Annotated in this window: 22 protein-coding genes and 1 other RNA gene; 14 read left to right on the top strand and 9 right to left on the bottom strand. The window is 63.7% G+C overall.

Annotation, left to right across the window (positions count from 1 at the left end):
* Positions 1-94: 94 nt before the first annotated feature.
* Entirely contained in the window at positions 95-3,121 is a 3,027-nt protein-coding gene (gene polA, locus CQ13_RS05235) for a DNA polymerase I (RefSeq protein ID WP_057841948.1), read from the bottom strand.
* A 112-nt stretch (positions 3,122-3,233) separates the two neighbouring features.
* A complete protein-coding gene (locus tag CQ13_RS05230; RefSeq protein ID WP_057842079.1) occupies positions 3,234-4,286 on the bottom strand; it encodes an acyltransferase family protein in 1,053 nt (350 codons plus the stop codon).
* Positions 4,287-4,466: 180 nt separating this feature from the next.
* Here CQ13_RS05230 and CQ13_RS05225 point away from each other — a divergent pair, with 180 nt between their 5' ends.
* The 6 genes from CQ13_RS05225 (at position 4,467) to CQ13_RS05200 (ending at position 11,523) form a co-directional block, all read left to right on the top strand.
* Complete coding sequence (locus CQ13_RS05225; RefSeq protein ID WP_057841947.1) at positions 4,467-5,783, top strand: UDP-glucose dehydrogenase family protein; 1,317 nt, start codon at positions 4,467-4,469, stop codon at positions 5,781-5,783.
* Between the two features lie 140 nt (positions 5,784-5,923).
* Complete coding sequence (hrpB, locus tag CQ13_RS05220) at positions 5,924-8,407, top strand: ATP-dependent helicase HrpB (protein WP_057841946.1); 2,484 nt, start codon at positions 5,924-5,926, stop codon at positions 8,405-8,407.
* Between the two features lie 271 nt (positions 8,408-8,678).
* Positions 8,679-9,194: a TIGR02281 family clan AA aspartic protease gene (locus tag CQ13_RS05215; RefSeq protein WP_057841945.1), complete on the top strand. Its 516-nt coding sequence runs from the start codon at positions 8,679-8,681 to the stop codon at positions 9,192-9,194.
* A gap of 59 nt (positions 9,195-9,253) precedes the next feature.
* Entirely contained in the window at positions 9,254-9,550 is a 297-nt protein-coding gene (locus CQ13_RS05210) for a nucleotidyltransferase family protein (RefSeq protein WP_057841944.1), read from the top strand.
* Complete coding sequence (locus CQ13_RS05205) at positions 9,540-9,887, top strand: HepT-like ribonuclease domain-containing protein (RefSeq protein WP_057841943.1); 348 nt, start codon at positions 9,540-9,542, stop codon at positions 9,885-9,887. The genes CQ13_RS05210 and CQ13_RS05205 overlap by 11 nt, the downstream gene beginning before the upstream one ends.
* A 136-nt stretch (positions 9,888-10,023) precedes the next feature.
* The gene (locus CQ13_RS05200; protein ID WP_057841942.1) at positions 10,024-11,523 is read left to right on the top strand and encodes a phosphomannomutase/phosphoglucomutase; all 1,500 of its coding nucleotides are present in this window, start codon (positions 10,024-10,026) and stop codon (positions 11,521-11,523) included.
* A 150-nt stretch (positions 11,524-11,673) separates the two neighbouring features.
* Here CQ13_RS05200 and CQ13_RS05195 read toward each other — a convergent pair whose 3' ends face one another.
* The 4 genes from CQ13_RS05195 to CQ13_RS05180 all read right to left on the bottom strand — a co-directional run bounded on the left by CQ13_RS05195 (position 11,674) and on the right by CQ13_RS05180 (position 14,646).
* Positions 11,674-12,174, bottom strand: coding sequence for an Lrp/AsnC family transcriptional regulator (locus CQ13_RS05195; protein WP_028351627.1), 501 nt, complete (start codon positions 12,172-12,174; stop codon positions 11,674-11,676).
* A 66-nt stretch (positions 12,175-12,240) separates the two neighbouring features.
* Positions 12,241-13,203 (bottom strand): sugar kinase, encoded by a 963-nt coding sequence (locus tag CQ13_RS05190; RefSeq protein WP_057841941.1) that lies wholly within the window; start codon positions 13,201-13,203, stop codon positions 12,241-12,243.
* A gap of 62 nt (positions 13,204-13,265) precedes the next feature.
* Entirely contained in the window at positions 13,266-14,216 is a 951-nt protein-coding gene (gene nudC, locus CQ13_RS05185; RefSeq protein WP_057841940.1) for an NAD(+) diphosphatase, read from the bottom strand.
* Positions 14,217-14,220: 4 nt separating this feature from the next.
* Positions 14,221-14,646: an HIT domain-containing protein gene (locus tag CQ13_RS05180; RefSeq protein WP_057841939.1), complete on the bottom strand. Its 426-nt coding sequence runs from the start codon at positions 14,644-14,646 to the stop codon at positions 14,221-14,223.
* 225 nt (positions 14,647-14,871) lie between these two features.
* Here CQ13_RS05180 and ffs point away from each other — a divergent pair.
* The 5 genes from ffs to CQ13_RS05160 all read left to right on the top strand — a co-directional run bounded on the left by ffs (position 14,872) and on the right by CQ13_RS05160 (position 18,314).
* Positions 14,872-14,968, top strand: an RNA gene (gene ffs, locus CQ13_RS40115) — signal recognition particle sRNA small type.
* Between the two features lie 108 nt (positions 14,969-15,076).
* Positions 15,077-16,918 carry a DNA polymerase III subunit gamma/tau gene (locus CQ13_RS05175; protein ID WP_057841938.1) on the top strand — a complete coding sequence of 614 codons (1,842 nt, stop codon included), beginning with the start codon at positions 15,077-15,079 and terminating at the stop codon, positions 16,916-16,918.
* 24 nt (positions 16,919-16,942) lie between these two features.
* Entirely contained in the window at positions 16,943-17,263 is a 321-nt protein-coding gene (locus tag CQ13_RS05170; protein ID WP_057841937.1) for a YbaB/EbfC family nucleoid-associated protein, read from the top strand.
* Position 17,264: 1 nt separating this feature from the next.
* Positions 17,265-17,870 (top strand): recombination mediator RecR, encoded by a 606-nt coding sequence (gene recR / locus CQ13_RS05165; RefSeq protein WP_057841936.1) that lies wholly within the window; start codon positions 17,265-17,267, stop codon positions 17,868-17,870.
* Positions 17,871-17,894: 24 nt separating this feature from the next.
* Positions 17,895-18,314 (top strand): hypothetical protein, encoded by a 420-nt coding sequence (locus CQ13_RS05160; RefSeq protein WP_057841935.1) that lies wholly within the window; start codon positions 17,895-17,897, stop codon positions 18,312-18,314.
* A gap of 185 nt (positions 18,315-18,499) precedes the next feature.
* Here the strand turns inward: CQ13_RS05160 and CQ13_RS05155 are convergent, their stop codons facing one another.
* The 3 genes from CQ13_RS05155 to CQ13_RS05145 form a co-directional block, all read right to left on the bottom strand.
* On the bottom strand, positions 18,500-19,861 hold the full coding sequence (locus CQ13_RS05155; RefSeq protein ID WP_057841934.1) for an AmpG family muropeptide MFS transporter: 1,362 nt from the start codon (positions 19,859-19,861) through the stop codon (positions 18,500-18,502).
* A 78-nt stretch (positions 19,862-19,939) separates the two neighbouring features.
* A complete protein-coding gene (locus tag CQ13_RS05150; RefSeq protein WP_057841933.1) occupies positions 19,940-20,245 on the bottom strand; it encodes a GIY-YIG nuclease family protein in 306 nt (101 codons plus the stop codon).
* Positions 20,246-20,326: 81 nt separating this feature from the next.
* Positions 20,327-21,535 carry a DNA recombination protein RmuC gene (locus CQ13_RS05145; RefSeq protein ID WP_057842078.1) on the bottom strand — a complete coding sequence of 403 codons (1,209 nt, stop codon included), beginning with the start codon at positions 21,533-21,535 and terminating at the stop codon, positions 20,327-20,329.
* Between the two features lie 182 nt (positions 21,536-21,717).
* On the opposite strand from CQ13_RS05145, the gene def reads away from it, so the two are divergent.
* From def to truA, 3 genes are all read left to right on the top strand, one after another.
* Positions 21,718-22,245, top strand: coding sequence for a peptide deformylase (def, locus tag CQ13_RS05140; protein ID WP_057841932.1), 528 nt, complete (start codon positions 21,718-21,720; stop codon positions 22,243-22,245).
* A gap of 140 nt (positions 22,246-22,385) precedes the next feature.
* Entirely contained in the window at positions 22,386-23,318 is a 933-nt protein-coding gene (gene fmt / locus CQ13_RS05135) for a methionyl-tRNA formyltransferase (protein WP_057841931.1), read from the top strand.
* Between the two features lie 151 nt (positions 23,319-23,469).
* A complete protein-coding gene (gene truA / locus CQ13_RS05130) occupies positions 23,470-24,207 on the top strand; it encodes a tRNA pseudouridine(38-40) synthase TruA (RefSeq protein WP_057841930.1) in 738 nt (245 codons plus the stop codon).
* The last annotated feature ends 73 nt before the right edge of the window (positions 24,208-24,280 follow it).

Below are 24,280 nucleotides of genomic sequence, written 5' to 3'. Positions count from 1 at the left end.
GGCGGCGATGGAGGCCTATCTGCACACACGCCCGTCATCGCCCGGTCCCAGTGCGCAATTGCGCACAAGGGCGGGCGATGACAGTGTTGTTGCCTCAATGCGCCTCGTCCCAATTATTCGCCGCCCGCGCATCGACCCGCAGCGGCACCGAGAGCGCCACCGCAGGGAACGGCGCGTCTTGCATGACGTGCTGCACGACCGGCAGCGTCGCCGCCACTTCGTCGTCGGGCACCTCGAAGATCAGTTCGTCATGCACCTGCAACAGCATCTGCGCCGACAGCTTCTTCTCCGCCAGCGCATCTTCCATCCGGATCATGGCGCGGCGGATGATGTCGGCGGCGGTGCCTTGCAGGCGCGCATTGATTGCGGCGCGCTCGTTGAAGGAGCGGATCGAGGCGTTGGAGGCCTTGATGTCGGGGTAATGGCATTTGCGCCCGAACAGGGTCAGCACATAACCATTGGTACGGCAGAAATCCCGCGTCTCGTCCATGTAGGCGCGGATGCCCGGGAAGCGCTCGAAGTACTTTTTGATGTAGGCCGAGGCTTCCTCGCGGGCGATGCCGAGCTGGTTGGCCAGCCCGAATGCCGAGATGCCGTAGATGATGCCGAAATTGATCGCCTTCGCGCGCCGCCGCACTTCGCCCGGCATGTCCTTGATCGGCACGCCGAACATCTCGGACGCCGTCATGGCGTGAATGTCGAGCCCGTCGCGGAACGCCTGCTTCAAAACGGGGATGTCGGCAATCTCGGCCAACAGCCGCAATTCGATTTGCGAGTAATCCGCCGACACCAGCTTGTGCCCGGGCGTCGCGATAAAGGCGCGGCGGATCTTGCGGCCGTCCTCGGTACGAACCGGAATGTTCTGCAGGTTCGGCTCGTTGGATGACAGCCGCCCCGTGGTAGTCGCGGCCAGCGCATAGGTCGTGTGCACGCGGTGGGTCTGCGGATGCACGTAATTCGGCAGCGCGTCGGTATAGGTCGATTTCAGTTTCGAGACCTGGCGCCATTCCAGAATCTTCTTCGGGAATTCATGGCCCTGTTCGGCGAGTTCGTCGAGGATCTGCGCCGAGGTCGACCACGCCCCGGTCTTGGTCTTGGTGCCGCCGGGGATGCCCATCTTGCCAAAGATGATGTCGCCGATCTGCTTGGGGCTGCCGACATTGATCGGCTCGCCGGCGATCTCCTGCAACTCGGCCTCGACGCGCGCCGCGGTCTGGGCGAAATCGCCGGACAGCCGCGACAGCACCTGGCGGTCAATCGAAATGCCGCGCCGCTCCATCCGCGCCAGCACGGTGACCAGCGGCCGCTCCAGGGTCTCATAGACCGTCATCATGTGCTCAGCGGCGAGGCGCGGTTTAAGCACGCGATGCAGCCGCAGGATCACGTCGGCGCTTTCGGCTGAATAGGCGGTCGCCTTGTCAATTGCCACCTGGTCGAACGTGAGCTTGCTCTTCCCGTTGCCGATTAGCTCGCTTTCGCCGATCACAGCATGGCCGAACCAACGTTCGGCGAGCGAGCCCAGCGCATGTGAATTACGTCCGGCGTCGAGCGCGTACGACATCAATTGCGCGTCGTCGACGTTGCACAGGGTGACGCCGTGCTGCGCCAGCATCACGGCGCTGAACTTGATGTCGAAGCCGATCTTGAGAATGCCCGGCGATTCCAACAGCGGCTGCAGCGCCGCCAGCGCCTCGGCGGCCGTGATCTGGTCCGGCGCGAGGCCGGCATCGAACAGGCCAGCGCCGCCGCCCGATTGCTTGTGCGTGAGTGGAAGATAGCAGGCGTCGTTTGGCGCCAGCGCCAGCGCGATGCCGCAGATGTCGGCCTGCATTGGATCGTCCGAGCTCGCCTTGGTGACAATCGCAAACGTGCCGGCGTCATAGGCCCGCGCGACCCAGGCATTGAGCTCATCGAACGTGCGGATGGTCTGGTACTTGGTCCGATCGACCGGCAGTTTTCGCGCGGCCTCCGCGCGGACCGCGGCCAGCGATATCGGCGTACCCTTGTGGCTCGCCGCCTTGTCCTGCTTGTCGCCGCCGGTCTTGCCCGGCGCGGGGCCAGCTTTGCCGGCGGGAGGACTATCCAACGTCGCGCCTTCATAGCCCTCCGGCTTCTTGCCCGATGGCGGCACCGCGAAGACACTGGCGCCGCTCTTGTTGCCGGCATCCGGCTCGATATCGGCGGGATCAATCTGCGAATATTCGGCGACACGGCGGGTAAGGGTGGAGAACTCCATCGCCTTGAGGAAGGCGATCAGCTTGCGCGCATCCGGCTCGTGCACGGCAAGGTCATCGAGCGGCACTTCGAGATCGACCTTGTCGTCGAGCAGCACCAGTTGCCGCGAGATCCGCGCCTTCTCGGCGTTCTCGAGCAGCGCCTCGCGCCGTTTCGGCTGCTTGATCTCGCCGGCGCGCTGCAGCAGCGTTTCCAGGTCGCCATACTCGACGATCAGTTGCGCCGCGGTCTTGACGCCGATGCCGGGTACACCCGGCACGTTGTCGGTGGAATCGCCGGCCAAAGCCTGCACCTCGACGACTTTTTCCGGTGGAACGCCGAATTTCTCGATCACCTCGGCGATCCCGAGGCGACGGTCCTTCATGGTGTCGTACATGGTGACGCAGTCGGTCACGAGCTGCATCAGGTCTTTGTCCGAGGACACGATGGTAGCGGTGGCGCCGCGCTCGCAGGCAATGCGGACATAGGTCGCGATCAGGTCGTCGGCCTCGAAGCCGACCTGTTCCAGGCAGGGCAGATCGAACGCGCGCACCGCCTCGCGGATCAGCGCGAATTGCGGGATCAGATCGTCCGGCGCCGCCGTCCGGTGCGCCTTGTAATCGGGATAGAGCTTGTTGCGGAACGTGATCTCCGATTTATCGAACACGACCGCCAGATGCGTCGGCTTATTATCCTCGGGCATCTCGCGCAACAGCTTCCACAGCATATTGCAGAAGCCGAGCACGGCATTGACCTGCAGCCCGTCGGATTTGCGGTTCAGCGGCGGCAGTGCGTGGTAGGCGCGGAAAATGTAGCCGGAACCGTCGACCAGGAAGACATGGTCGCCCTTGGCAGGCGCTTTGGCGGGAACGGGTTTCGCGGCGGCTTTGGGGGCTGATTTCGGCATGGCCGAAATTTAGGGATTTTTGCGCGGATTGACAGCCTCGGGAGAGGGATTTTGAGCCAAATACACACCTGTCGTCACCCGCGGGCGACGACAGCCAAGTGTGTCGAGCACCTTACTCCGCCGGCTGCAGCGCCGGCGCGGCCTTTTTCGGCGCGATCCAGAACGCGGCCGGGCGCTCGAACAGGAAGTCGGCCCGCAGCGCCAGCGCCAGGCGCCAGATCACCACCGCCCCCGCGATACCCGCAACGGTCACGATCAGCGAGACCATCCCGATATCGGCGATCAGGCCGGTCTTCAAAAGCAGCGTTCGGGTCACCGCCATCGGCAGGAAGAAGGCGAGATAGATGACGATGGAATGCTCGCCGCAGTAGCGCAGGAAGTTCAGCCACTGCATGCGCGCCAGCAGCGTGCCCATGACGATGATGGCGCCGGCACCCGCAAAGCCGAGCGCCAGCGACACGAGCGGCCATTCGTCAAAGCCGGACACGACCAGCGCGCCGTTGACGAGCGTCCACAACGCGACGCCCATAAGGGCGAGGGCCGGGCGCGCCCGCGCGCGGTCCGACAACGCGAACACGTAGTTGGCAAACAGGTAGCCGGAATAGAAATAGACGAAACGCCCGCAGAATTCGTCGATCACGGTCCAGCCGGTCGTGATATGCGCCATCTCGAGCGCCGCAGCCGCGAGCCAGATCGCAAGCGGCGGGACGCGACGCAACAGTTTTGTGACAACGAAGAACACCGGCAATAAATAAATGAACCACAGCGTACCGAACGGCTCGATGAAGGATTCCAGATACATGAATCCGACATGCCGCCAACCCGATTCAGCGGCGAAACCAGGAGCCTTGAAGCCGAATTGGATCGTCACCCACAGCACATAAAAATAAGCGAAGTGCAGCACCTTGCGGTCGAGATAGGTGCGCCAGTCACGGTCGATGACAACGGCAAGAAACAGGCCCGAAATCAGGAAGAAATCCGGCATCCGGAACGGTTTTGCGAACATCACGAACGCATGCATAAAGCCGCTCTCGCCGGCCGCCGCTTCGACCCCCAGCACCGAATGCATCATCACCACCATGACGATGCAGATGCCCTTGGCGTAGTCCACCCAGTCGATGCGGGTGGAGCGTTCCGTGACGGCAGATGTACCGTTTGAAGTCATCGGTGTCCCTTTTCGGCGCGAGGCGGCCGCATCTTCGGCCCGATACGTTGCTTTCTTCTTTACCCATACAAAGCACATGCCGGGATCGGGCGCTTTTTCCGGTTTCCCCTTTGATGAAAAATGCTCTAAGACGCCCGCACAATCGGGATTGGCGTTAACCATCAAATACGGGTTGTTTTCATGCGAATCGCCATGATTGGAACGGGCTATGTGGGGCTGGTATCCGGCGCCTGCTTTGCCGATTTCGGCCACCAGGTCACTTGCGTGGACAAGGACGCCGGCAAGATCGAAGCCCTGCGCCGAGGCGAGATCCCGATTTTCGAGCCCGGGCTCGACGCGCTGGTGGCCTCCAACGTCAAGGCCAAGCGGCTGGATTTCACCACCGACCTGACCGTGCCGGTGGCAGAAGCCGACGCCGTGTTCATCGCGGTCGGAACGCCCTCGCGGCGTGGCGACGGCCATGCCGACCTCACTTACGTTTACAGCGCCGCGCGCGAGATTGCGGCGGCGATATCGGGCTTCACGGTGGTGGTCACCAAATCGACCGTGCCGGTCGGCACTGGCGATGAGGTCGAACGATTGATCCGCGAGACCAATCCGTCGGCCGACGTCGTGGTCGCCTCCAATCCGGAATTTTTGCGCGAGGGCGCCGCGATCCGCGACTTCAAATTCCCCGACCGTATCGTGGTCGGAACCGACGACGAACGCGGGCGCAAGGTGCTCGGCGACGTCTACCGGCCGCTGTCGCTCAACCAGGCGCCGTTGATGTTCACGGCGCGGCGCACCGCTGAACTGATCAAATACGCGGCCAACGCGTTCCTCGCTACCAAGATCACTTTCATCAACGAGATTGCCGATCTCTCGGAAAAAGTCGGCGCCGACGTGCAGCAAGTCGCGCGCGGCATCGGGCTCGACAACCGCATCGGCTCAAAATTCCTGCATGCCGGTCCGGGCTTCGGCGGCTCCTGCTTTCCGAAGGATACCCGCGCGCTGGTCAAGATCGCGCAGGACCATGACGTGCAACTGCGCATCGTCGAGGCCGTGCTCGGCGTCAACGACATCAGAAAGCGGGCGATGGCGCGCAAGGTTTCCAACGCAACCGGCGGCCTGCGCGGCAAGACGGTGGCGGTGCTCGGCCTCACCTTCAAGCCCGACACCGACGACATGCGCGAGGCGCCGTCGATACCGCTCGTCACCGGCCTGCTCGACATGGGCGCCAAGGTGCGCGCGCATGATCCGGTCGGCATGGAGCAGGCGAAGAAGGAACTGCCCGAGATCGAATATTGCACCGACCCTTACGAATGCGCGCGCGGTGCCGATGCGCTGGTGATCGTCACCGAGTGGGTTCAGTTCCGGGCGCTTGATCTGGAGCGCCTGAGGAATGAAATGGCGCAGCCCGTGGTGGTCGACCTGCGCAACATCTATCGCCCCGAGGACATGGCCGCGCAGGGCTTCACGTACGAGAGTGTCGGACGGGCGCCTGAGCCGAAGGTGTAGCCGCAACCACAGTTGTCATACCCCGCGCAGGCGGGGTATCCAGCACGCAAGGTCTTCGTAATCAGAAACGCCTGCGTTTACTGGATCACCCGCCCCAGTGCGCCATTGCGCACAAGGTGGGTGATGACGGATGAGAGATATTGCCTCTTACTTTCGACACCCCTCTCCCGATCGACGCGGTGCTCGACGAACTCGGGCGTACGCTTGCGGCCAACAACGCGGCGGTGCTGGTGGCGCCTCCAGGGGCCGGCAAGACCACGCGGGTGCCGCTCGCGCTGCTCGATGCGCCCTGGCTGAAGGACAAGAAGATCATCATGCTGGAGCCGCGGCGGATCGCGGCGCGGGCCAGCGCCGAACGAATGGCGCGGACGCTGGGCGAGCGGGCGGGGGAGACCGTCGGCTATCGCGTCCGCTTCGGCTCCAAGATCTCGCGCGCGACCCGGATCGAGGTGGTCACCGAGGGAATCTTTTCACGCCAGATTCTCGATGATCCCGAGTTGAACGGCGTTGCCGCCGTGCTGTTCGATGAATTTCACGAGCGTTCGCTCGACGCGGATCTGGGGCTCGCGCTCGCCCGCGATGCGCAGACCGGGCTGCGCGAGGACCTGCGCATCCTCGTGATGTCGGCGACACTCGACGGCGCAAGGGTCGGCAAACTGCTCGGCGACGCGCCTGTCGTTGCCAGCGAAGGCCGCGCTTTTCCGGTGGAGACGCGTTATCTCGGCCGCAAGGCCGATGCGCCGATCGAGCGGCAGATGGCCGATGCGATCGCAACCGCGCTGCGCGCCGATCCCGGCTCGGTGCTGGCGTTCCTGCCGGGCGCCGCAGAAATCCGCCGTACGCAGAATTTTCTCGGCGAACGGGTTCATGACGCAAGCGTCGAGATCGTGCCGCTGTTCGGCGCACTGGAAGCCGCCGTGCAGGACCGCGCCATCGCGCCGGCACCGAAGGGGCAACGCAAAGTCGTGCTGGCGACTTCGATCGCCGAGACCTCGCTCACCATCGAGGGCGTCCGCATCGTCGTCGATTCCGGTCTGGCGCGGGTGCCGCGTTACGAGCCTGATATTGGCCTGACACGGCTGGAGACCGTGCGCGCTTCGCGCGCCGCGGTCGACCAGCGGCGCGGCCGCGCCGGCCGCACCGAGCCCGGCGTGTGCTACCGGCTATGGGACGAACCGCAGACGGCGTCGCTTGCCGCCTACACGCAGCCCGAGATTCTTTCGGCCGATCTTTCCTCGCTGGTGCTGGATCTCGCGCAATGGGGCGTCCGCGATCCGGCGACGCTGGCGTTTCTCGATCCCCCGCCGGCGCCGGCGCTGAAGGAAGCGGGCAGCCTGCTTCTCGAACTCGGCGCTCTCGATGGCGACGGCCGCATCACCGCAGAGGGCAAGAGCCTGCGTGCGCTGGCGCTGCCGCCGCGGCTGGCGCGCATGATCGTGGATTCGCACCGGCTGGGTGCGGGCGAGGAGGCGGCCGAAATCGCCGCCATCCTGACCGAACGCGGCCTCGGGGGCGACAGTGTCGATCTCGACGTCAGGCTCGATCAGTTCCGCCGCGATCGCTCGCCGCGCGCTTCCAGCGCGCGCAGCCTCGCGCAGCGCTGGGCCCAGCAGGTGGCGGCGACGGAGCCCAAACAGCTTCGCCCGCCTGACGGCGAACTTTCAACAGGCGTCATGCTCGCGCTTGCTTTTCCCGATCGGGTCGCCCGCAACCGCGGCAACGGCAGTTTCGTGCTCGCCAACGGCCGTGGCGCCGCCGTCGAGCAAGCCTCGTCGCTGGCGCGCGCGCCCTATATCGCGGTCGCCGAACTGACCGGCACCGCAGCCCAGGGACGCATTCTGCTGGCAGCACCGATCGCGCAGGCCGATATCGAATCGCATTTCGCCGATCAGATCGAAAGCACCGAAGAGATTTCATTCGATCGCGGCGCGATGGCCCTGCGCGCGCGCCGCAAGCGGACGCTGCATGCAATCACGCTGTCGGAAGCGCCGATGGCGCTGTCGCCGTCGGCAGAGACCGCACGCATCTTCGCTGCGGGCTTGGTCGCCGCCGGGTTCGATAAGCTGCCGTGGTCGAAATCCCTGAAGCAATGGCGCGACCGCGTGATGTTCCTGCGCAAGGCGGAAGGTGAGAGCTGGCCCGATCTGTCGGAGGCTGCGCTGGCAGCCCAAGCCGAGAACTGGCTGGTGCCCGCGCTCTACGACAAGACCTCGCTGAAGGATTTTTCCCCCGGCGATCTCTCGGATGCGCTGATGACGCTGTTGCCATGGGAATTGCGCACGCGACTGGAGCGCGAGGCGCCGACGCATTTCGAGGCTCCGACCGGCACCATGCTCGCGATCGACTACGAGGCCGAGCAGGGCCCGACCATCGCTGTGCGCCTGCAGGAACTGTTCGGGCTCAACACCCATCCTTCGATCGCCAAAGGCAAGGTGCCGCTGGTGCTGGAATTGCTGTCCCCGGCGCAGCGCCCGGTGCAGGTGACGCGCGACCTTCCAGGCTTCTGGCGCGGCAGCTATGCCGCGGTGCGTTCCGACCTCCGCGGCCGCTATCCCCGCCACCCCTGGCCGGAAGACCCGGCCACCGCGCTGCCGACCCGCCGGGTCAAGCCGCGCGGGACGTGAGAAATCTTAACTCCCTCTCGCGCCCTTCGCGGGGAGAGGGTTGGGGTGAGGGGCTCCTTCCACGAGCTGATCTCCATCGATAGACCTGTACCCCCTTCACCCGGATTGCTTCGCAATCCGACCTCTCCCCGCAAGCGGGGCGAGGTTCAGGAGACGGCGTTAACCCTTCACTCATCCTTTTCGTCAAAATGGCAGGCCCGGTCATCGCCGTTAGTCGCGATTTCGCGGCTGGCGTGGTGATATCGGCGGTCTGGCAGTCGAGTGTGGCGTGATGCGTAACCTGATGATCCTTGCCGCCGTCCTGGTCGGCCTCGGCACCTACATGGCGCAGATGGCAGACAAGATGTCGCTGGCCTCGGCCTCCGCCAGCACGTCGCCTCAAAAGGCTCCCCTGCAAACGGTCGCGCAAGCCTCAGGCCGCAGCCTCGACATTCCCCGCGATGCGCGCGGCCATTTCCAGACCGACGGTCGCATCGATGGGCAACGCATCAACTTCATGGTCGACACCGGCGCCTCGCTGGTGGCGCTGAACGAAAAGTCGGCGGCGCGGTTTGGCCTGCGTCCCTCGCGCAGCGACTACAACGCGACCGTCACCACCGCCAACGGCACCATCAAGGCCGCGCGTACGCGGCTTGCCATGATCGAACTCGGCGGGCTTGTGGTGCGCGACGTCGACGCCGTGGTGCTGCCGGACGAGGCGCTATCGGAGAACCTGCTCGGCCTGTCGTTCCTGTCGAAGCTGAAGCGCTTCGAATACGCCAACGGCAGGATGGTGCTGGAACAGTAGGGCTTCCCGCCCGGTCGTTACCTCTCCCGGTTAGCGTAGCGGCATGCTATAGTTTTCAGATGAACAGTTCCGAAGCCTTGGAGACCCTGCGACGCTCCGAACACGCCCTGCGCGGGCGCGGTGTGAAGCATGCTGCCTTGTTCGGGTCAGTGGCACGGGGCGAAAATCGTTCCGACAGCGATATCGATATCATGATTGAATTCGATCCGGAGGCTCGTATTACGGTCTTCGACTACGTGGATATCAAGGAATTCATCGCGCAGCTTTTTGACGGGCCCGTGGATGTTGTGAACCGCGAAGGGCTCAAACCTTATGTCCGTCCGGCGGCAATGGCCGACGCCATCTATGCCTTCTGACCCCACGAGCCGCGCGCTCCGCGATATCCTCCATCACATCGATTTGGCGGAGAGCTTCGTCGAAGGTTTGGACCGCGAAACATTCAAGGCGGATTTGCGGGCTTTCTATGCAGTTACTCGTTGCCTGGAGATCATATCTGAAGCTTCGCGGCGCCTACCAAATGAGCTAAAGGCGCGCCACTCCGCGATTTCCTGGAAGCAAATGGCAGACGCCGTAAACGTCTATCGTCACGACTACGAGGACGTTGCGGCCCAACTGGTTTGGGAGACCGTGCAGCAATCCTTGCCGCCGTTGAAGGTTGTCGTCGAAACGGAAATTCGACGATTAGGCGCCTAAGTTTGGCGACCCGTTTGCCGCAACTGCCAAATTCGCCGCAATTAATCGTCACAAGCCGCCGGTCTCGCCTTCCGCTGCGCCTCGGCATTCGCTATGGCTGCGGTGTTCCCTCGTATTTCCACGACAAGGCCTCCCCATGTTCCCGAAGCCCAAATCCGTGCTGGTTCCGAATACCTATGACTTCGAATCCGGGCCAATGGTGAAGGCGACCGGCTTTCGCGAATATGACGCGCGCTGGTTGTTCGAGAAAGAAATCAATTTGATGGGTGTTCAGGCGCTGGGCATGGGGCTCGGTGCGCTGATTGAGGAACTTGGCGTCAAACAGGAAATCGTCACTGGCCACGATTTCCGCGGCTATTCGGCCTCGATCAAATACGCGCTGATTTCCGGGCTGATGGCCGCGGGCTGCAAAGTGCACGACATCGGGCTCGCGATAACGCCGATGGCCTATTTCGCGCAGTTCGACCTCGATGTGCCCTGCGTCGCGATGGTCACCGCCTCGCACAACGACAATGGCTGGACCGGCGTCAAGATGGGCGCCAACCGTCCGCTCACCTTCGGCCCCGACGAGATGACGCGGCTGAAAGAGATCGTGCTCAACGCTGATTTCAAGAACAGGGTCGGCGGCTCCTATCAATTCCACGAGAAGTTTCCGGCGCGCTATATCACCGATCTCACCAGCCGTCCCAAGCTGAAACGCAAGCTGAAGGTTGTTGCCGCCTGCGGCAACGGCACCGCGGGCGCGTTCGCGCCGCAGGTTTTGGAGGCGATCGGCTGCGAAGTGATCCCGCTCGACACCGAACTCGACCACACGTTTCCGAAGTACAATCCGAATCCGGAAGACATGGAGATGCTGCACGCGATCCGCGACGCCGTGCTCAAGCACAAGGCCGATGTGGGCCTGGGCTTCGACGGCGATGGCGACCGCTGCGGTGTCGTCGACAACACCGGAGAGGAAATCTTCGCCGACAAGGTCGGCGTGATGCTGGCGCGCGACATGTCGGCGATCCACAAGGAAGCGCAGTTCGTGGTCGACGTGAAATCGACGGGATTGTTCGTCACGGATCCGGTGTTGCAAAAGCAGGGCGCGAAAACGGCCTACTGGAAAACCGGCCATTCCTACATGAAACGCCGCACCAACGAGATCGGCGCGCTGGCGGGATTCGAGAAGTCTGGCCACTTCTTCTTCAACAAGCCGTTCGGCCGCGGCTATGACGACGGCCTGGTCTCGGCAATTGCGATCTGCGAGATGCTCGATCGCGCGCCTGACAAGTCGATGGCGGACCTGAAGAATGCGCTGCCGAAAACCTGGTCGTCGCCGACCATGTCGCCGCATTGCGCCGACGAGGCCAAATACGGCGTTGCCGAGGCCGTGGTGAAGCATTTCGAAGCGCTGCAGAAGAAGGGCGACAAGGTCGCCGGCCAGAAAATCCGCGATCTCGTCACCGTCAACGGCGTGCGCGTTACCGTCGAGGACGGAAGCTGGGGTCTGGTGCGGGCCTCATCGAACAAGCCGGAACTGGTGGTCGTGGTCGAGAGCCCGGTGAGTGAGGCGCGCATGCGCGACATGTTCGAGGCGATGGATTCCGTGCTGCGCACGCATCCGGAAGTGGGTGAGTATAACCAGAAGATTTGAAGCGGGCATCGTCGCCGCGCTCACCGCTGTCGTCCCCCGCGAAGGCGGGGGACCCAGTACGCCGCGGCTTCTCGATCGAAAATGGACGTCTCTGGAATACTGGGTCGCCCGGTCAAGCCGGCGATGACAGCTTCGCGAGTGGCGATAACTCTACGCCGCCGGCACTGGCAGTGCTGTCACCGACTTGATCTTCTCCATCGCAAACCGCGAGGTGACGTTCTTCAGGGGCACCGCGCTGATCAGCTTTTTGTAGAACACGTCATAGCTCGCCATGTCGGCGACCACGACGCGCAGCATGTAATCGACGTCGCCGGCCATCCGGTAAAATTCCATCACCTCAGGCATGGCGCTGACGGCGTCGGCGAACTTTCGCAGCCAGGCCTCGGAATGGTCGGCGCTCTCGACCGAGACGAACACGGAAATGCCGAGCCCGATCTTGTTCTGGTCGACCAGCGCCACCCGGCGCAGGATCACGCCGTCGGCCTCCAGCCGCTGGATCCGCTTCCAGCACGGCGTCGACGACAACCCGACCCGGTCCCCAATCTCGGCAACCGATAGCGAGGCGTCCTCCTGCAGCACTGTCAGGATCTTGCGGTCGATGGCATCCAGCCGGCGGCTGGCTTCAGGGAGCTGAACGGCTAGGTCGGTCATGAGAAGAATGTTCCATATGAAAGGTCTGATCCCCTCATATATAGAAAATTCTTCTATAGCAAGCCGTTAGTGGTCGGTCGAAGTCTGGCCTGCCGCTTGGCCGTGGGTCAAAAACTCTTCAACTTCAGCACGTTGCGGGGCTGCGAAGGCTCCCCCAAAGCGGGTGCATTTCAATGCCGCCGCGGCGGAGGCGAATCGGAGCGCCTGGCGCAATTCCTGTTTCTCGGTGATCGCGAGCGCAAACGCGCCGTGGAACACGTCGCCGGCGCCCAGGGTGTCTACCGTATGCACCGGGAAAGCCGGGGTTTCCTGGATACCGCCGTTCTCGTCGAGCCAGATCGTGCCCCTCGGGCCTCGGGTTCCCGCCAGAAACGAGGGGGTCAGTTTTGCAATTTTCTTCAGCGCCTGGGCATCGTCGCTAACATCTGCGGTTTCCTGCAACGGCTCGCTCGAGAACACCAAGTGGGTGGAGGCGTTCAACAGGCCCTCGCGCATCGACATCGCGCGATCGACGTCGACGATCACGGGAATGCCGCGCCGGACCGCCTCGGCGCAGAGCTCGGTGCAGAATTCCGCACAGCGGCTCTCGGTGAGAATGGCGGCGCAATCGTCGAGCAGCGTGTCGAAGTCGGGCAACTTCACATGCCACAGTTTGGGATCGCGGAAGGTCACGATGGTGCGTTCGCCCGAAGGATCGATCATCACCGCCGAGATCGGCGTCACCAGCCCCGGCATGTGGATGAGATGTTTTGTCTCGATGCCCTCATGCGCCATCTGCTCGAAGATGAAGCGGCTCGATGTTTCCTTGGCATCGCCCATCGGCCCGCAAATCGAGGCGCGTCCACCAAGCCGAACGATGCCGATCGCGCCATTGAGCGCGTTGCCGCCGCAGATTTCGTCGAATGCAGTGGCGTTCTCCTTGGAACCGCGCCCGGGAACGCCCGGCGTATGAAAAGTGAGGTCACGCACCGGCATGCCGATGCAGAGGACACGCGGAGGTATTTTGGGCGCCTTGTCCTGAAAGTTCATGCGTGGATCCGTCATGTCCGTTCAAGTCCCCAGTTAATCGAGCAAGCAGGCACCGGTTCCCGCTACGCGCAGTTATCCCTTCGGCCATGCAACCATTGGCCGATCAAATGATGCGCGATCGCGAAGGGATGCGCGGCAAACAGGCCGTCGGGATGCTGGCGCTTGTGCATGAGCGCGACCTCGGCGCGATCGAACCAGCGCGCGTCCTCGAGTTCTGCGCGATCGACCACGATCTCCTCGTTGAGCGCACGCGCGGAACATCCGATCATCAGCGATGACGGATAGGGCCACGGCTGCGTCATGTAATAGCTCACGTCGGTGCAACGGATGCCGGCTTCCTCGAAAATTTCCCTGCAAACCGCGTCCTCGATCGTCTCGGCCGCTTCGACGAAGCCGGCGAGGCACGACCACATTCCAGGCATAAACTGCTTCTGCCGGCCGAGCAGGCATCGATCACCGTGCGTAACCAGCATGATCACGACCGGATCGGTGCGCGGAAAGTGCTCGGCCTTGCAGCTCGGGCACTCGCGTTTCCAACCGCCTTCCTTCATCGCCGTGCGGGTACCGCAATTGGCGCAATAGCCGTGGCGCTGATGCCAGGTCACCATCGATTTGGCCATGGCGATCGCAGAGAGTTGTTCCGGCGGCACGGTGCCCTGCATGGCCATGCCGCGCAGCTCGGTCACGGCGACGTCGTCGCGCGTCATCAGCGATTCCACGGCCGTGGCTGAAATACCCATGCCGAACACCGGCGCGCCGTCGCGCAGGCCCAGAAAGATGGTGCCGGGATTGGCGCCGAGCTTCACCGCCTCTTCGACGCCGAGCAGCACGCGCGGCCCGTCCGCCTCCTGCTTCACCAGGAGCGAGTCGCGGTAGATCACATAGGCGCTGGCGTTGCGCTGGTTCTCCAGCGCGAACAGTTTTTCGTCGTTGGTGCGCAGATGCGCGGCGCGATCCAGAATATTGGTAACGAAAGCGGGCTTCCCCAGCGGATACTTGTCGAATGCGGACATCTATTCAACCCAACCAGATCTTGCGGCGAAGCGCGTTGATGAAATTCTGGACTTCCTCGGCGTCGTGCGCCAGCGGCGGCATCACGCCCCAGACCGGGCGCGGCCAGGCCGCATCGCTGGTGCGTCGCGCGATGACGTGGACGTGCAACTGCGGCACCAGATTGCCGAGCGCCGCGACATTGAGCTTGTCGCATTTGGTGATCTCTTTCAGCGCACGCGAAACCCGGGAGATTTCGGCCATCAATTGCGCCTGCTCGACATCGTCGAGGTCGATGATTTCCACCGCGCCTGCCCTGCGTGGCACCAGGAGCAGCCACGGGTAATGCGCGTCCTTGATGACCAGCACCTTGCACAGCGGCAGGTCGCCGATATCGATGGTGTCTTTTTTGAGCTGGGAATGCAGCGACCAGGCGGAGGCGTCAGAGGGCATCAAGAGTTCCCATGCCCGATCCATGCCGGGCCGATAAAGTGCCTTGTGTGGGCACCCCTGGTTTCATACCAAGGTGTCATCATCCGCGAAAGCGGATGATCCAGTACGCGTGGCCCCTTGCGTTTTTACCGTTAGGCCGCGGCGCACTGGATACCCTGCTTTCGCGGGGTATGACAGGGAAAGCCCCGCTTGCTTTCCGGTCCTTTTGGCCCCAAATAGGGACCGGGAGATTGGCGGTGGACGAGCCACTCGCCAACCGGGTCAGGTCCGGAAGGAAGCAGCCCTAACGAGGTCCGGATCGGGTCGCTCGTCAGTCTCCTACCTGTTTTTCGAGCGAATCGCGCATGAACGCGGCCAGTCTGCGCCATGCGCTCGATTCCGTTCCTATCCGCAAGCCGGCCCCGAGAGACAATCAATTGCGGATCGACCGATGAGTGATGCTGGCGCTCCCCCCGATATGACAGCAGGCGCCGGCCAGGGTGGCTTGGAGCTCGGCGGCCAGCCCGCCACCACGCCCTACCGGGTGCTGGCGCGAAAATACCGCCCCTCCAGTTTCGACGACCTGATAGGCCAGGAGGCCATGGTCCGCACCGTCTCGAACGCGTTCGAAACGGGCCGAATTCCGCAGGCCTGGATCCTGACCGGCGTCCGCGGCGTCGGCAAAACCACCACGGCGCGGATTCTGGCCCGCGCGCTGAACTACGAAAAGCCTGACGGTTCGGTGAAAGGGCCGACTATCCACATGCCGGATCTCGGCGTGCACTGCCAGGCGATCATGGAAAGCCGGCACATGGATGTGCTGGAAATGGATGCCGCGTCCCATACCGGCGTTGACGACGTGCGCCAGATCAATGACAGCGTGCGCTACGCACCTGCCAGCGCCCGCTACAAGGTCTACATCATCGACGAAGTCCACATGCTGTCGACGGCGGCCTTCAACGCCTTCCTGAAGACGCTGGAAGAGCCGCCCGAGCACGCCAAGTTCGTATTCGCCACCACCGAGATCCGTAAAGTCCCGGTGACGGTGCTGTCGCGCTGCCAGCGTTTTGATCTCCGCCGCGTCGAGGCCGACGTGCTGATGGGGCATCTCTCCAACATCGCGAAAAAGGAAGGTGTCGAGGTCGAGCCGGAAGCGCTTGGTATCATCGCGCGCGCCGCCGAAGGCTCGGTGCGCGATTCGCTGTCGCTGTTCGATCAGGCAATTGCGCATGCGGCGGGACTTGTCCGTGCCGACTCGGTACGGCAGATGCTGGGGCTTGCCGACCGGACCCGGGTGATCGACCTGTTCGAGCATCTGGCGCGCGGCGATATCGCCAGCGCCTTTGGCGAATTCCGCAGCCAATATGACGTCGGCGCCGATCCGGTCGTGGTGCTGTCCGACCTCGCCGAATTCGTCAATTTTGTCACCCGCGTGAAGATCGTCCCGGCCACCGCCGACAACGTCGCGTTCGGCGAGACCGAGCGCGTCCGCGCCCGTGAATTTGCCGCAAAGCTGTCGATGCGGGTGCTGTCGCGGATGTGGCAGATGCTGCTCAAGGGCATCACGGAGGTGCAGACCGCGACCCGGCCGGCGGCTGCCGCCGAAATGGTGCTGGTGCGCATCGCCTATGTCGCCGACTTGCCGACGCCGGACGAAGCGATCCGGATGCTCGACCAAAACGGCGGTGGCGCACAAATCGCCGCGGGCGGTGCGGCGCCGTCACGGGCTGCGCCGACTGCACCGGTATCTTCCATGTCTGCCGCATCGCCGATGCGAACGCCTGCCTCGCCCCGCTCCGGCGCGGAAGCGTCCGCGCGCCCACAAATGGCGGCGCCGTCGGCACAAACGGACTCCGCGCCGGTTCTGCGGATCACCACTTTCCCGCAACTTGTCGCACTCGCCGGCGAAAAGCGCGATCTCCTGACCAAGGCGGCGCTGGAAGCCGATATGCGCCTGGTCCGCTTCGAGGACGGGCGGCTTGAGGTGGCGCTGGAGCGGAATGCGGCGCGGGGGCTGCTCAACGACCTCTCCCGCAAGCTGGAACTGTGGACCGGGCGGCGCTGGACCGTGATCGTCTCCAACGAGGCCGGCCAGCCGACATTGCGCTCGCAGAACGAGCAGGCGAGAAACGAGCACGCCCGCGCAGCCGAGGCCGATCCGCGCGTGCAGGAGGTGCTGGCGCGGTTTCCCGGCACGAAGGTCGTCGAGGTGCGAAGGCTTGCCGCCGAGCCGCCGGAATCCGATATTATCACTGACGACTTGAACGAGACTTCCGACGGCGACGACGACTGATCGGACTCTCGAGAGGACGGATGAATGGCTGATTTTCTCGGCATGATGAAGCAGGCGGCGGAGCTGCAATCCAAGATGCAGGCGATGCAGGAAGAGCTCGGCAATCTCGAGGTCGAGGGCATTTCCGGCGGCGGGCTGGTTGCCGTTCGCATGACTGCGAAGATGGAAGTGAAGGGCGTGAAGATCGATCCGTCGCTGATGAAGGCCGAGGAGCGCGAAGTGCTCGAGGATCTGCTGGTCACCGCGCAGAACGACGCGCGGCGCAAGGCGGAAACCGCGGCGATGGAAAAGATGCAGGCGCTGACCGGTGGGCTCGGCCTGCCGCCCGGACTTGGTCTCACCTGAAATGGCCGCAAGCGTTGCCGGCCCTGAAATCGAACGCCTGATCCAGCTCCTGGCGCGCCTGCCGGGGCTCGGGCCGCGCTCGGCGCGGCGCGCGGCGCTGCACCTGATCAAGAAGCGCGAGGCGCTGATGACGCCCTTGGCCGGCGCGCTGCAGGTGGCAATCGACAGGATTCAGGTCTGCAAGACCTGCGGCAACATCGATACCCAAAATCCCTGCACCGTGTGCATCGACCCCAGGCGCGATCCCTCGACCATCGTCGTGGTCGCCGACGTCGCCGACCTCTGGGCGCTGGAACGCGCGAACGCGACCAACGGTCGCTATCATGTGCTCGGCGCCACATTGTCGCCGCTCGACGGCATCGGTCCGCAGGATCTGACCATCGACGCGCTGGTGGCCCGCGCACACGAGTCGCAAGTCAGCGAAATCGTACTCGCGCTGAACGCCACTGTCGACGGCCAGACCACCGCTCATTACATCACCGATCTCCTGCAGGACGCCAACGTCAAGATCACCCGACTTGCCCATGGCGTGCCGGTCGGCGGCGAGCTTGATTATCTCGACGAAGGTACGCTATCGGCTGCCATGCGGCAGCGCACGCTGTTCTAGCCATCACCAACGGAACTGATCGACATGACGAAACCACGATTCGGCAAGCGCTATTGTTTTGGGGTCCTCATGGCGGCGACCTTGATCGCGCCTTCCGCGTGGGCGCAGCAGACCGAGCCGGCGCCGAAGCCCGGTAAGCCGATCAAGGCCGGCGACGTGCTGTCCGGCGAACTCAACGCCATGAAGGGCGGCAGGAAGCGCGCCGCCACCTACCAGATCACCAGCGAGCCGCGCCGGCTGCCGCCGCCGAACGGGCTCTGCAATCTCGAAACCGGGCCCGAGACGTTCCAACTCGTCACCAGCAGCGAGGCCCAGACCGCGCAACTGAAGAATTTCATCGGCAAGGAAATTTCCGTGAAGGTCGACGAAGTCGCCTGCGCGCAGGATGCCGGGCAGATCAGCGAAGCTGTGATCACCAAGTGGAGCGTGGTGACCAAGCATTGAGTTGTCGCCGTCGTTGCCATACATACCGTTGCCGTCGCCCGGCCTTGTGCGCAATTGCGCACTGGGACCGGGCGATTCAGTACGCCGCGCCGCGCTCTCTCGATTCTATCGCAACTGCTCTGGAATACTGCATCACCCGCTTTCGCGGATGATGACTATTTGTGTTTGCGGATGCCGGGGAGCAACTACACCTTCACCGGCCCCAGCGCCGCAAAATGTCCGCGCCGCTGCAGCCACGTCAGCAGGATCAGGCTCGGCACCGCGACCGCAACTGAGATCACGAAGAACAGCGGCCAGCCCGTCGCCTCCGCCACATAGCCGGCGCCGGAGGATAAATAGGTGCGCCCGACGGCCGCCAGTGCGGTGAGCAGCGCGTATTGGGTCGCCGTGTGCAACGGGTTCCGGCATAGCGCCGAGAGATAGGCGACGAAGATCACGGTGCCGATCGCGCCGGTGAAGTTTTCCGCCGAAATGGCGGCGGCCAGTGCCCATTGGTTGGTGCCGACAAAGGCGAGCCACGCAAACACCAGGTTGGAGATCGCCTGCAGCACGCCGCCGATCCAGAGGCTTGCGACCAGCGAATAGCGCCGCGCCACATAGCCGCCGGCAAAGCCGCCGATCAGGGTCGCGGCGAGACCGACGCCCTTGACGATCGCGGCGTAGTCGTTGCGGGTGAAGCCGAGGTCGATCACGAACGGCGCGGTCATGGTGCCGGAAAACGCGTCGGTGAGTTTGAACAGCACCACGAAGGCCAGCACCGTCAAGGCATGCTTGCGGACCAGAAATTCAGAGAACGCCCCGATGGCGGCATGCATAACGCGCGAGAATGCAGCCTCGTCGTGGGTCTTGGCCTCCGCGCGCACCGATTGTTCAGGCTCGGTGGCGGCCAGCGCCGTAATGGTGCCGATCAGCACCAGCGCGGCCATGGCAACATAGCCCCACATCCACGCCGAGCTACGCCCGATGCCGGTGTCCTCGAACGCGCTTACGAGGAACAGCACGCCGGCTGTCGAGACCAGCATGCCGATCCGGTAGGCCGCGACGTAGGAGGCCATCCCGGCGGCCTGTTCGCTTTCGGGCAGGCTCTCGACGCGGAACGCGTCGACCACGATGTCCTGCGTCGAGGACATGGTCGCGACCAGAAGTGCGCCGAGCGCCACGAACAGCGGCGAGCGCGCCGGGTCGGTCAGCGCCAGCAGCATAATCGCGCCGATCAGGAGCAGTTGCGAGAACCCCAGCCAGCCGCGCCTGCGGCCGAACGCGCGCGTGAAGATCGGCACATGCAGCGCATCGACCAGCGGCGCCCAGGCAAATTTCAGCGTGTAGGGCGTACCGACCAGCGCGAACAATCCGATGGTGCCGAGATCGACGCCGGATTCGCGCATCCATACCAGCAGCGTCGATCCCGACAGCGCCAGCGGCAGCCCGGACGAAAAGCCGAGCAGCAGCACGATCAGCACGCGCGGCTGGAGGTACACGGCCCAAGCCTCGCGCCAGTTTGGCGCGGATGTGGCTGATGCGGGGGATGTGGTTCCAGGTGCGGTCATGCAGGCGTGTTAGCAGAGATTCGGCCCAAAAAGACTGTCATCGCCCGGCTTGACCGGGCGACCCAGTATCCCAGAGGCCTATCCGCCGCCCCCGGCAATCTCAGGGTAAAGATCAATCCAGTCCGGATTTTGTTTCTCGATCAGCGAGATCTTCCAGGCTCGCGGCCATTTCTTGAGGCGTTTTTCGCGCTGGATTGCAAATTCGATCTGATCGAACGCTTCGAAATAGACGAGCCGGCTCACCTCATACTTCTTGGTGAAACCCTCCGCGATCTTCAACTTGTGCTCGCCAACGCGCCGTACCAGATCATTAGTCACGCCAATGTAAAGCGTGCCGCCGATGCGGCTGGCGAGGATGTAAACGTAGTAACTGCGTGTTCCCAATCGCCGCCTCTGGAATACTAGGTCGCCCGGTCAAGCCGGGCGATGACAGCCTAATGTGTGGCCGCAACGCAGCAAGCCCCACTATTCCCCCGCCTGCAGCTTGCGGGGCACGGGGAACAGCTCGGCCGTTCCGCCTTTCATTACGCGCGGCACTTCCACCGGCGCATCGGTCTTGCTGAAATCGAGTTCCTCGATCCGCCCGGCGCGCTTTTCGATTTTGTCGGCGGAGATCAGGATCTGGCGGACGTCCTCGTTCACGTCGCCGAAATGCTTTTGCAGCTTCAGCACGCGGTCGCGGAGGCGGCCCAGATCGTCGCCGAGATTGAGCACTTCGGTGCGGATCTGGTCGGCGGCATCGCGCATGCGCGCGTCTTTCAGGATTTGTTGCATCACCTGGATCGCCAGCATCAATAGCGAGGGCGACACCAGCACGACGCGGGCGCGGTAGGCTTTTTGGATCACGTCGTCAAAGCCATCGTGGATTTCGGCATAGACCGATTCCGACGGCACGAACATCAGCGCCGTATCCTGGGTCTCGCCGGCGATCAGGTACTTCTCGGCGATGTCATTGACGTGTTTCATCACGTCGTTGCGCAGGCGCTGCGTGGCGAATTTGCGCTCCTCGTCGCTGCGCGCGTCGTGCAGCGCGGTCATTGCCTCCAGCGGAAATTTGGCGTCGATGCAGAGCGGGCGCTGATCCGGCAGGAACACCACGCAATCCGGCCGCTTGCCCGACGAGAGCGTGTACTGGAACTCGTACGAGCCCTGCGGCATGCCGTCCTGCACGATCGCTTCCATCCGCGCCTGGCCGAAGGCGCCGCGCGACTGCTTGTTGGCGAGCACGTCGCGCAGGGTCGTCACCTGCGAGGTCAGGTCGGTGAGATTCTTGTGCGCGTTGTCGATGATGCCGAGCCGCTCATGCAGCACCCGCAAGCTATCCATGGTGTGGCGCGTGGTCGCTTCCATCGACTGGCCGACGCGATGCGTCACCGAATCCAGCCGCTCGTTGACCGCGCGCGCCATCTCGGCCTGGCGCCCGGCCAGCGCCTGCGCCATCGCGTCGACCCGTCCGGTCGATTCGCTCTGTGCCCGCAGCATCTCGCTCAGCCGCTCTTCCAGCTCGTCGGCGCGGATCGCCTGGGCCATTGCCAGTTCCGCGCCGCGGCGGCCAGAGCGGGCGATGACGATGGCAATCGCCAGCAGCAGCACCAATGCGAGCCCGCCGAAGCCTGCAAGCGCCTCGCCGACGTGAATCGGCAGGTCGCCGGCGGTGAAGAGAATTTCGTTCATGTCAGCCTTGTAGCCCGATTCGCCGCCCGAAGCGAACGAAGAGGGAACATCTATGGTAAATGCAGGATCAATTTTCGTGGTTAACGCCGCCTTAAAAATCATGGTTAAGGCCGGCTTAACCGTCGCCGCGGCGGATTGACCCCGGCAGGTCAGCGGCTTAAATCCCGCGCCAGAGAAAAATCATGGCCATCAGAGAAATCATCATCCTGCCGGACAAGCAGTTGCGGCTCGTCTCCAAACCTGTCGAAAAGGTGACGACGGAGATCCGCAAGCTCGCCGACGACATGTTTGAAACGATGTACGACGCGCCCGGCATTGGTCTGGCCGCGATCCAAGTCGCGCAACCGTTGCGATTGATCACCATGGACCTCGCCAAGAAGGACGAGAACGGCGAGACCCAACCGAAGCCGCGGGTGTTCATCAACCCGGAAATCATCTCCTCGTCCGAGGAAATGTCGATCTACGAGGAGGGCTGCCTTTCGATCCCCGAATATTACGAGGAGGTCGAACGCCCGGCGCGGGTTCGCATCCGCTACACCGATCTCGACGGCAAGGTGCATGAGGAGGACGCCGATGGCCTGTTCGCCACCTGCATCCAGCATGAGATCGACCACCTCAACGGCGTGTTGTTCGTGGACTATCTGTCGAAGCTGAAGCGCGACCGCGTGATGAAGAAGTTTACCAAGGCTGCCAAGCGCGCGGCGGGGTGATTTGCATTTCTCTCAGCCGTCATGCCCGGGCTTGTCCCGGGCATCCACGCCTTTCTTTCTGGCTGCACTAAAGACGTGGATGGCCGGGACAAGCCCGGCCATGACGAATTAAACTAGCGTCGTCTCGGGATTTCCTTCTTATGCCACTTCGCCTGATCTTCATGGGCACGCCCGATTTCGCAGTGCCGACGCTGCTGGAACTCGTGGCCCACGGCCATGAGGTCGTGGCCATCTACACCCGCGCGCCAAAGCCGGCCGGGCGCGGCATGAAACTGCAGCCGACCCCGGTCGAGCAGGAAGCGCGCCGGCTCGGGATTCCCGTGCTGACGCCGGCGACGCTGAAAACGCCGGAAGCGCTTGCCGAATTCCGCGCGCACAATGCTGACGCCGCCGTCGTCGTCGCCTACGGCATGATCCTGCCGCAGGCCATTCTCGACGCGCCGCGCTACGGCTGCTTCAACCTGCACGCTTCGCTGCTGCCGCGCTGGCGCGGCGCCGCCCCGATCAACCGCGCGATCATGGCAGGTGATGCTGAGACCGGCGTGATGGTGATGAAGATGGATGTTGGCCTCGACACCGGCGACGTCGCGATGGCCGAGCGGCTCGCGATCACGGACTTAATGATGGCGGCCGACCTGCACGACGCGCTGGCGCCGCTCGGGGCCGACCTGATGGTGCGCGCCATGGGCGGGCTCGAGCGCGGCGGGTTGCAGCTCAAGAAACAGAGCGAAGACGGCGTGACCTACGCCGCCAAGATCGACAAGGCCGAGGCGCGGATCGACTGGAAGCGACCGGCGCGCGAGGTGCTGCGGCATATTCACGGGCTGTCGCCGTTTCCGGGCGCCTGGTGCGAGTTGGCTACCGACGGCGAGCCGGCGCGGATCAAGATTCTGCGCTGTGAGTTGGCGAAGGGTTCAGGCGCGCCCGGCGAGGTGCTCGACGATGGTTTGACGATCGCCTGTGGTGACGGTGCGATCCGCGTTCTGGAACTGCAACGCGAAGGCAAGGCGCGGATGAAGGCCGCAGATTTCCTGCGCGGGACGCTATTGAAGGCTGGTGCGCGGTTTGCGTGACACTGTCATACCCCGCGAAAGCGGGGTATCCAGTACGCTGCGGCCCCTGAGAATAAATATGAACTTCACGGCGTACTGGATCGTCCGCCTGAGCCTGTCATCCGGCCGGCCGAAGGCCGGACCGGTTGGCGGACGATGACATCGAGTAAACATGCCCCGCTACAAACTCATCATCGAATACGACGGCACGCCGTTCTCCGGCTGGCAGATCCAGGATAACGCGCCGACCGTGCAGGGCGCGCTGGAAGCCGCGGTGAAGGCGATCTGCGGCGAGGATGTGCGCGTCCATGGCTCGGGCCGCACCGATGCCGGGGTCCATGCGTTGGCGCAGGTCGCGCATTGCGATATCCAGAAGCCGTTTCCGCTGGGCCGCCTGCGCGATGGGTTGAACGCGCATTTGCGCCCGCATCCGATCGGTGTGCTCTCGGCGGAGATCGTGGCCGACGATTTCGAGGCACGTTTCTCGGCCAAGAGACGCCACTACCGCTACCGGATCACCAACCACCGCGCCAATCTCGCACTCGATATCAAGCGGAGCTGGCGGGTGCCGCGGCATCTCGATACGGATGCGATGGACGCCGCAGCCAAGAGGCTGCTCGGTAAGCACGATTTCACGACGTTTCGGGACACCGAGTGCCAGGCGAAATCGCCGGAGAAGACGCTGGACCAGCTCGACGTGATCAGGGAAGGCGATCAGGTTTTGATCCTCACTTCCGCGCGCTCGTTCCTGCACAGCCAGGTGCGCTCGATGGTGGGCTCACTGGTCTGGGTCGGCGAAGGCCGCTGGAGCGCCGACGACCTCGCCGCCGCTTTAGCCGCCCGCAACCGCGCCGCCTGCGGCCCGGTGGCGCCTCCGGAGGGGCTGTATCTGGTGCGGGTGGAGTATTAGCTCACCACGACGCCGGCTTCGTAGAGCCTGTGAACCATTTGGGTTTTGCGGGTAGTCGGAGCCGAGACAACGG

Source organism: Bradyrhizobium retamae, assembly GCF_001440415.1.
Classification (GTDB): domain Bacteria; phylum Pseudomonadota; class Alphaproteobacteria; order Rhizobiales; family Xanthobacteraceae; genus Bradyrhizobium; species Bradyrhizobium retamae.
Note: the sequence above shows the minus strand (reverse complement) of the source record. Positions and strands in the feature narration are given on the sequence as shown.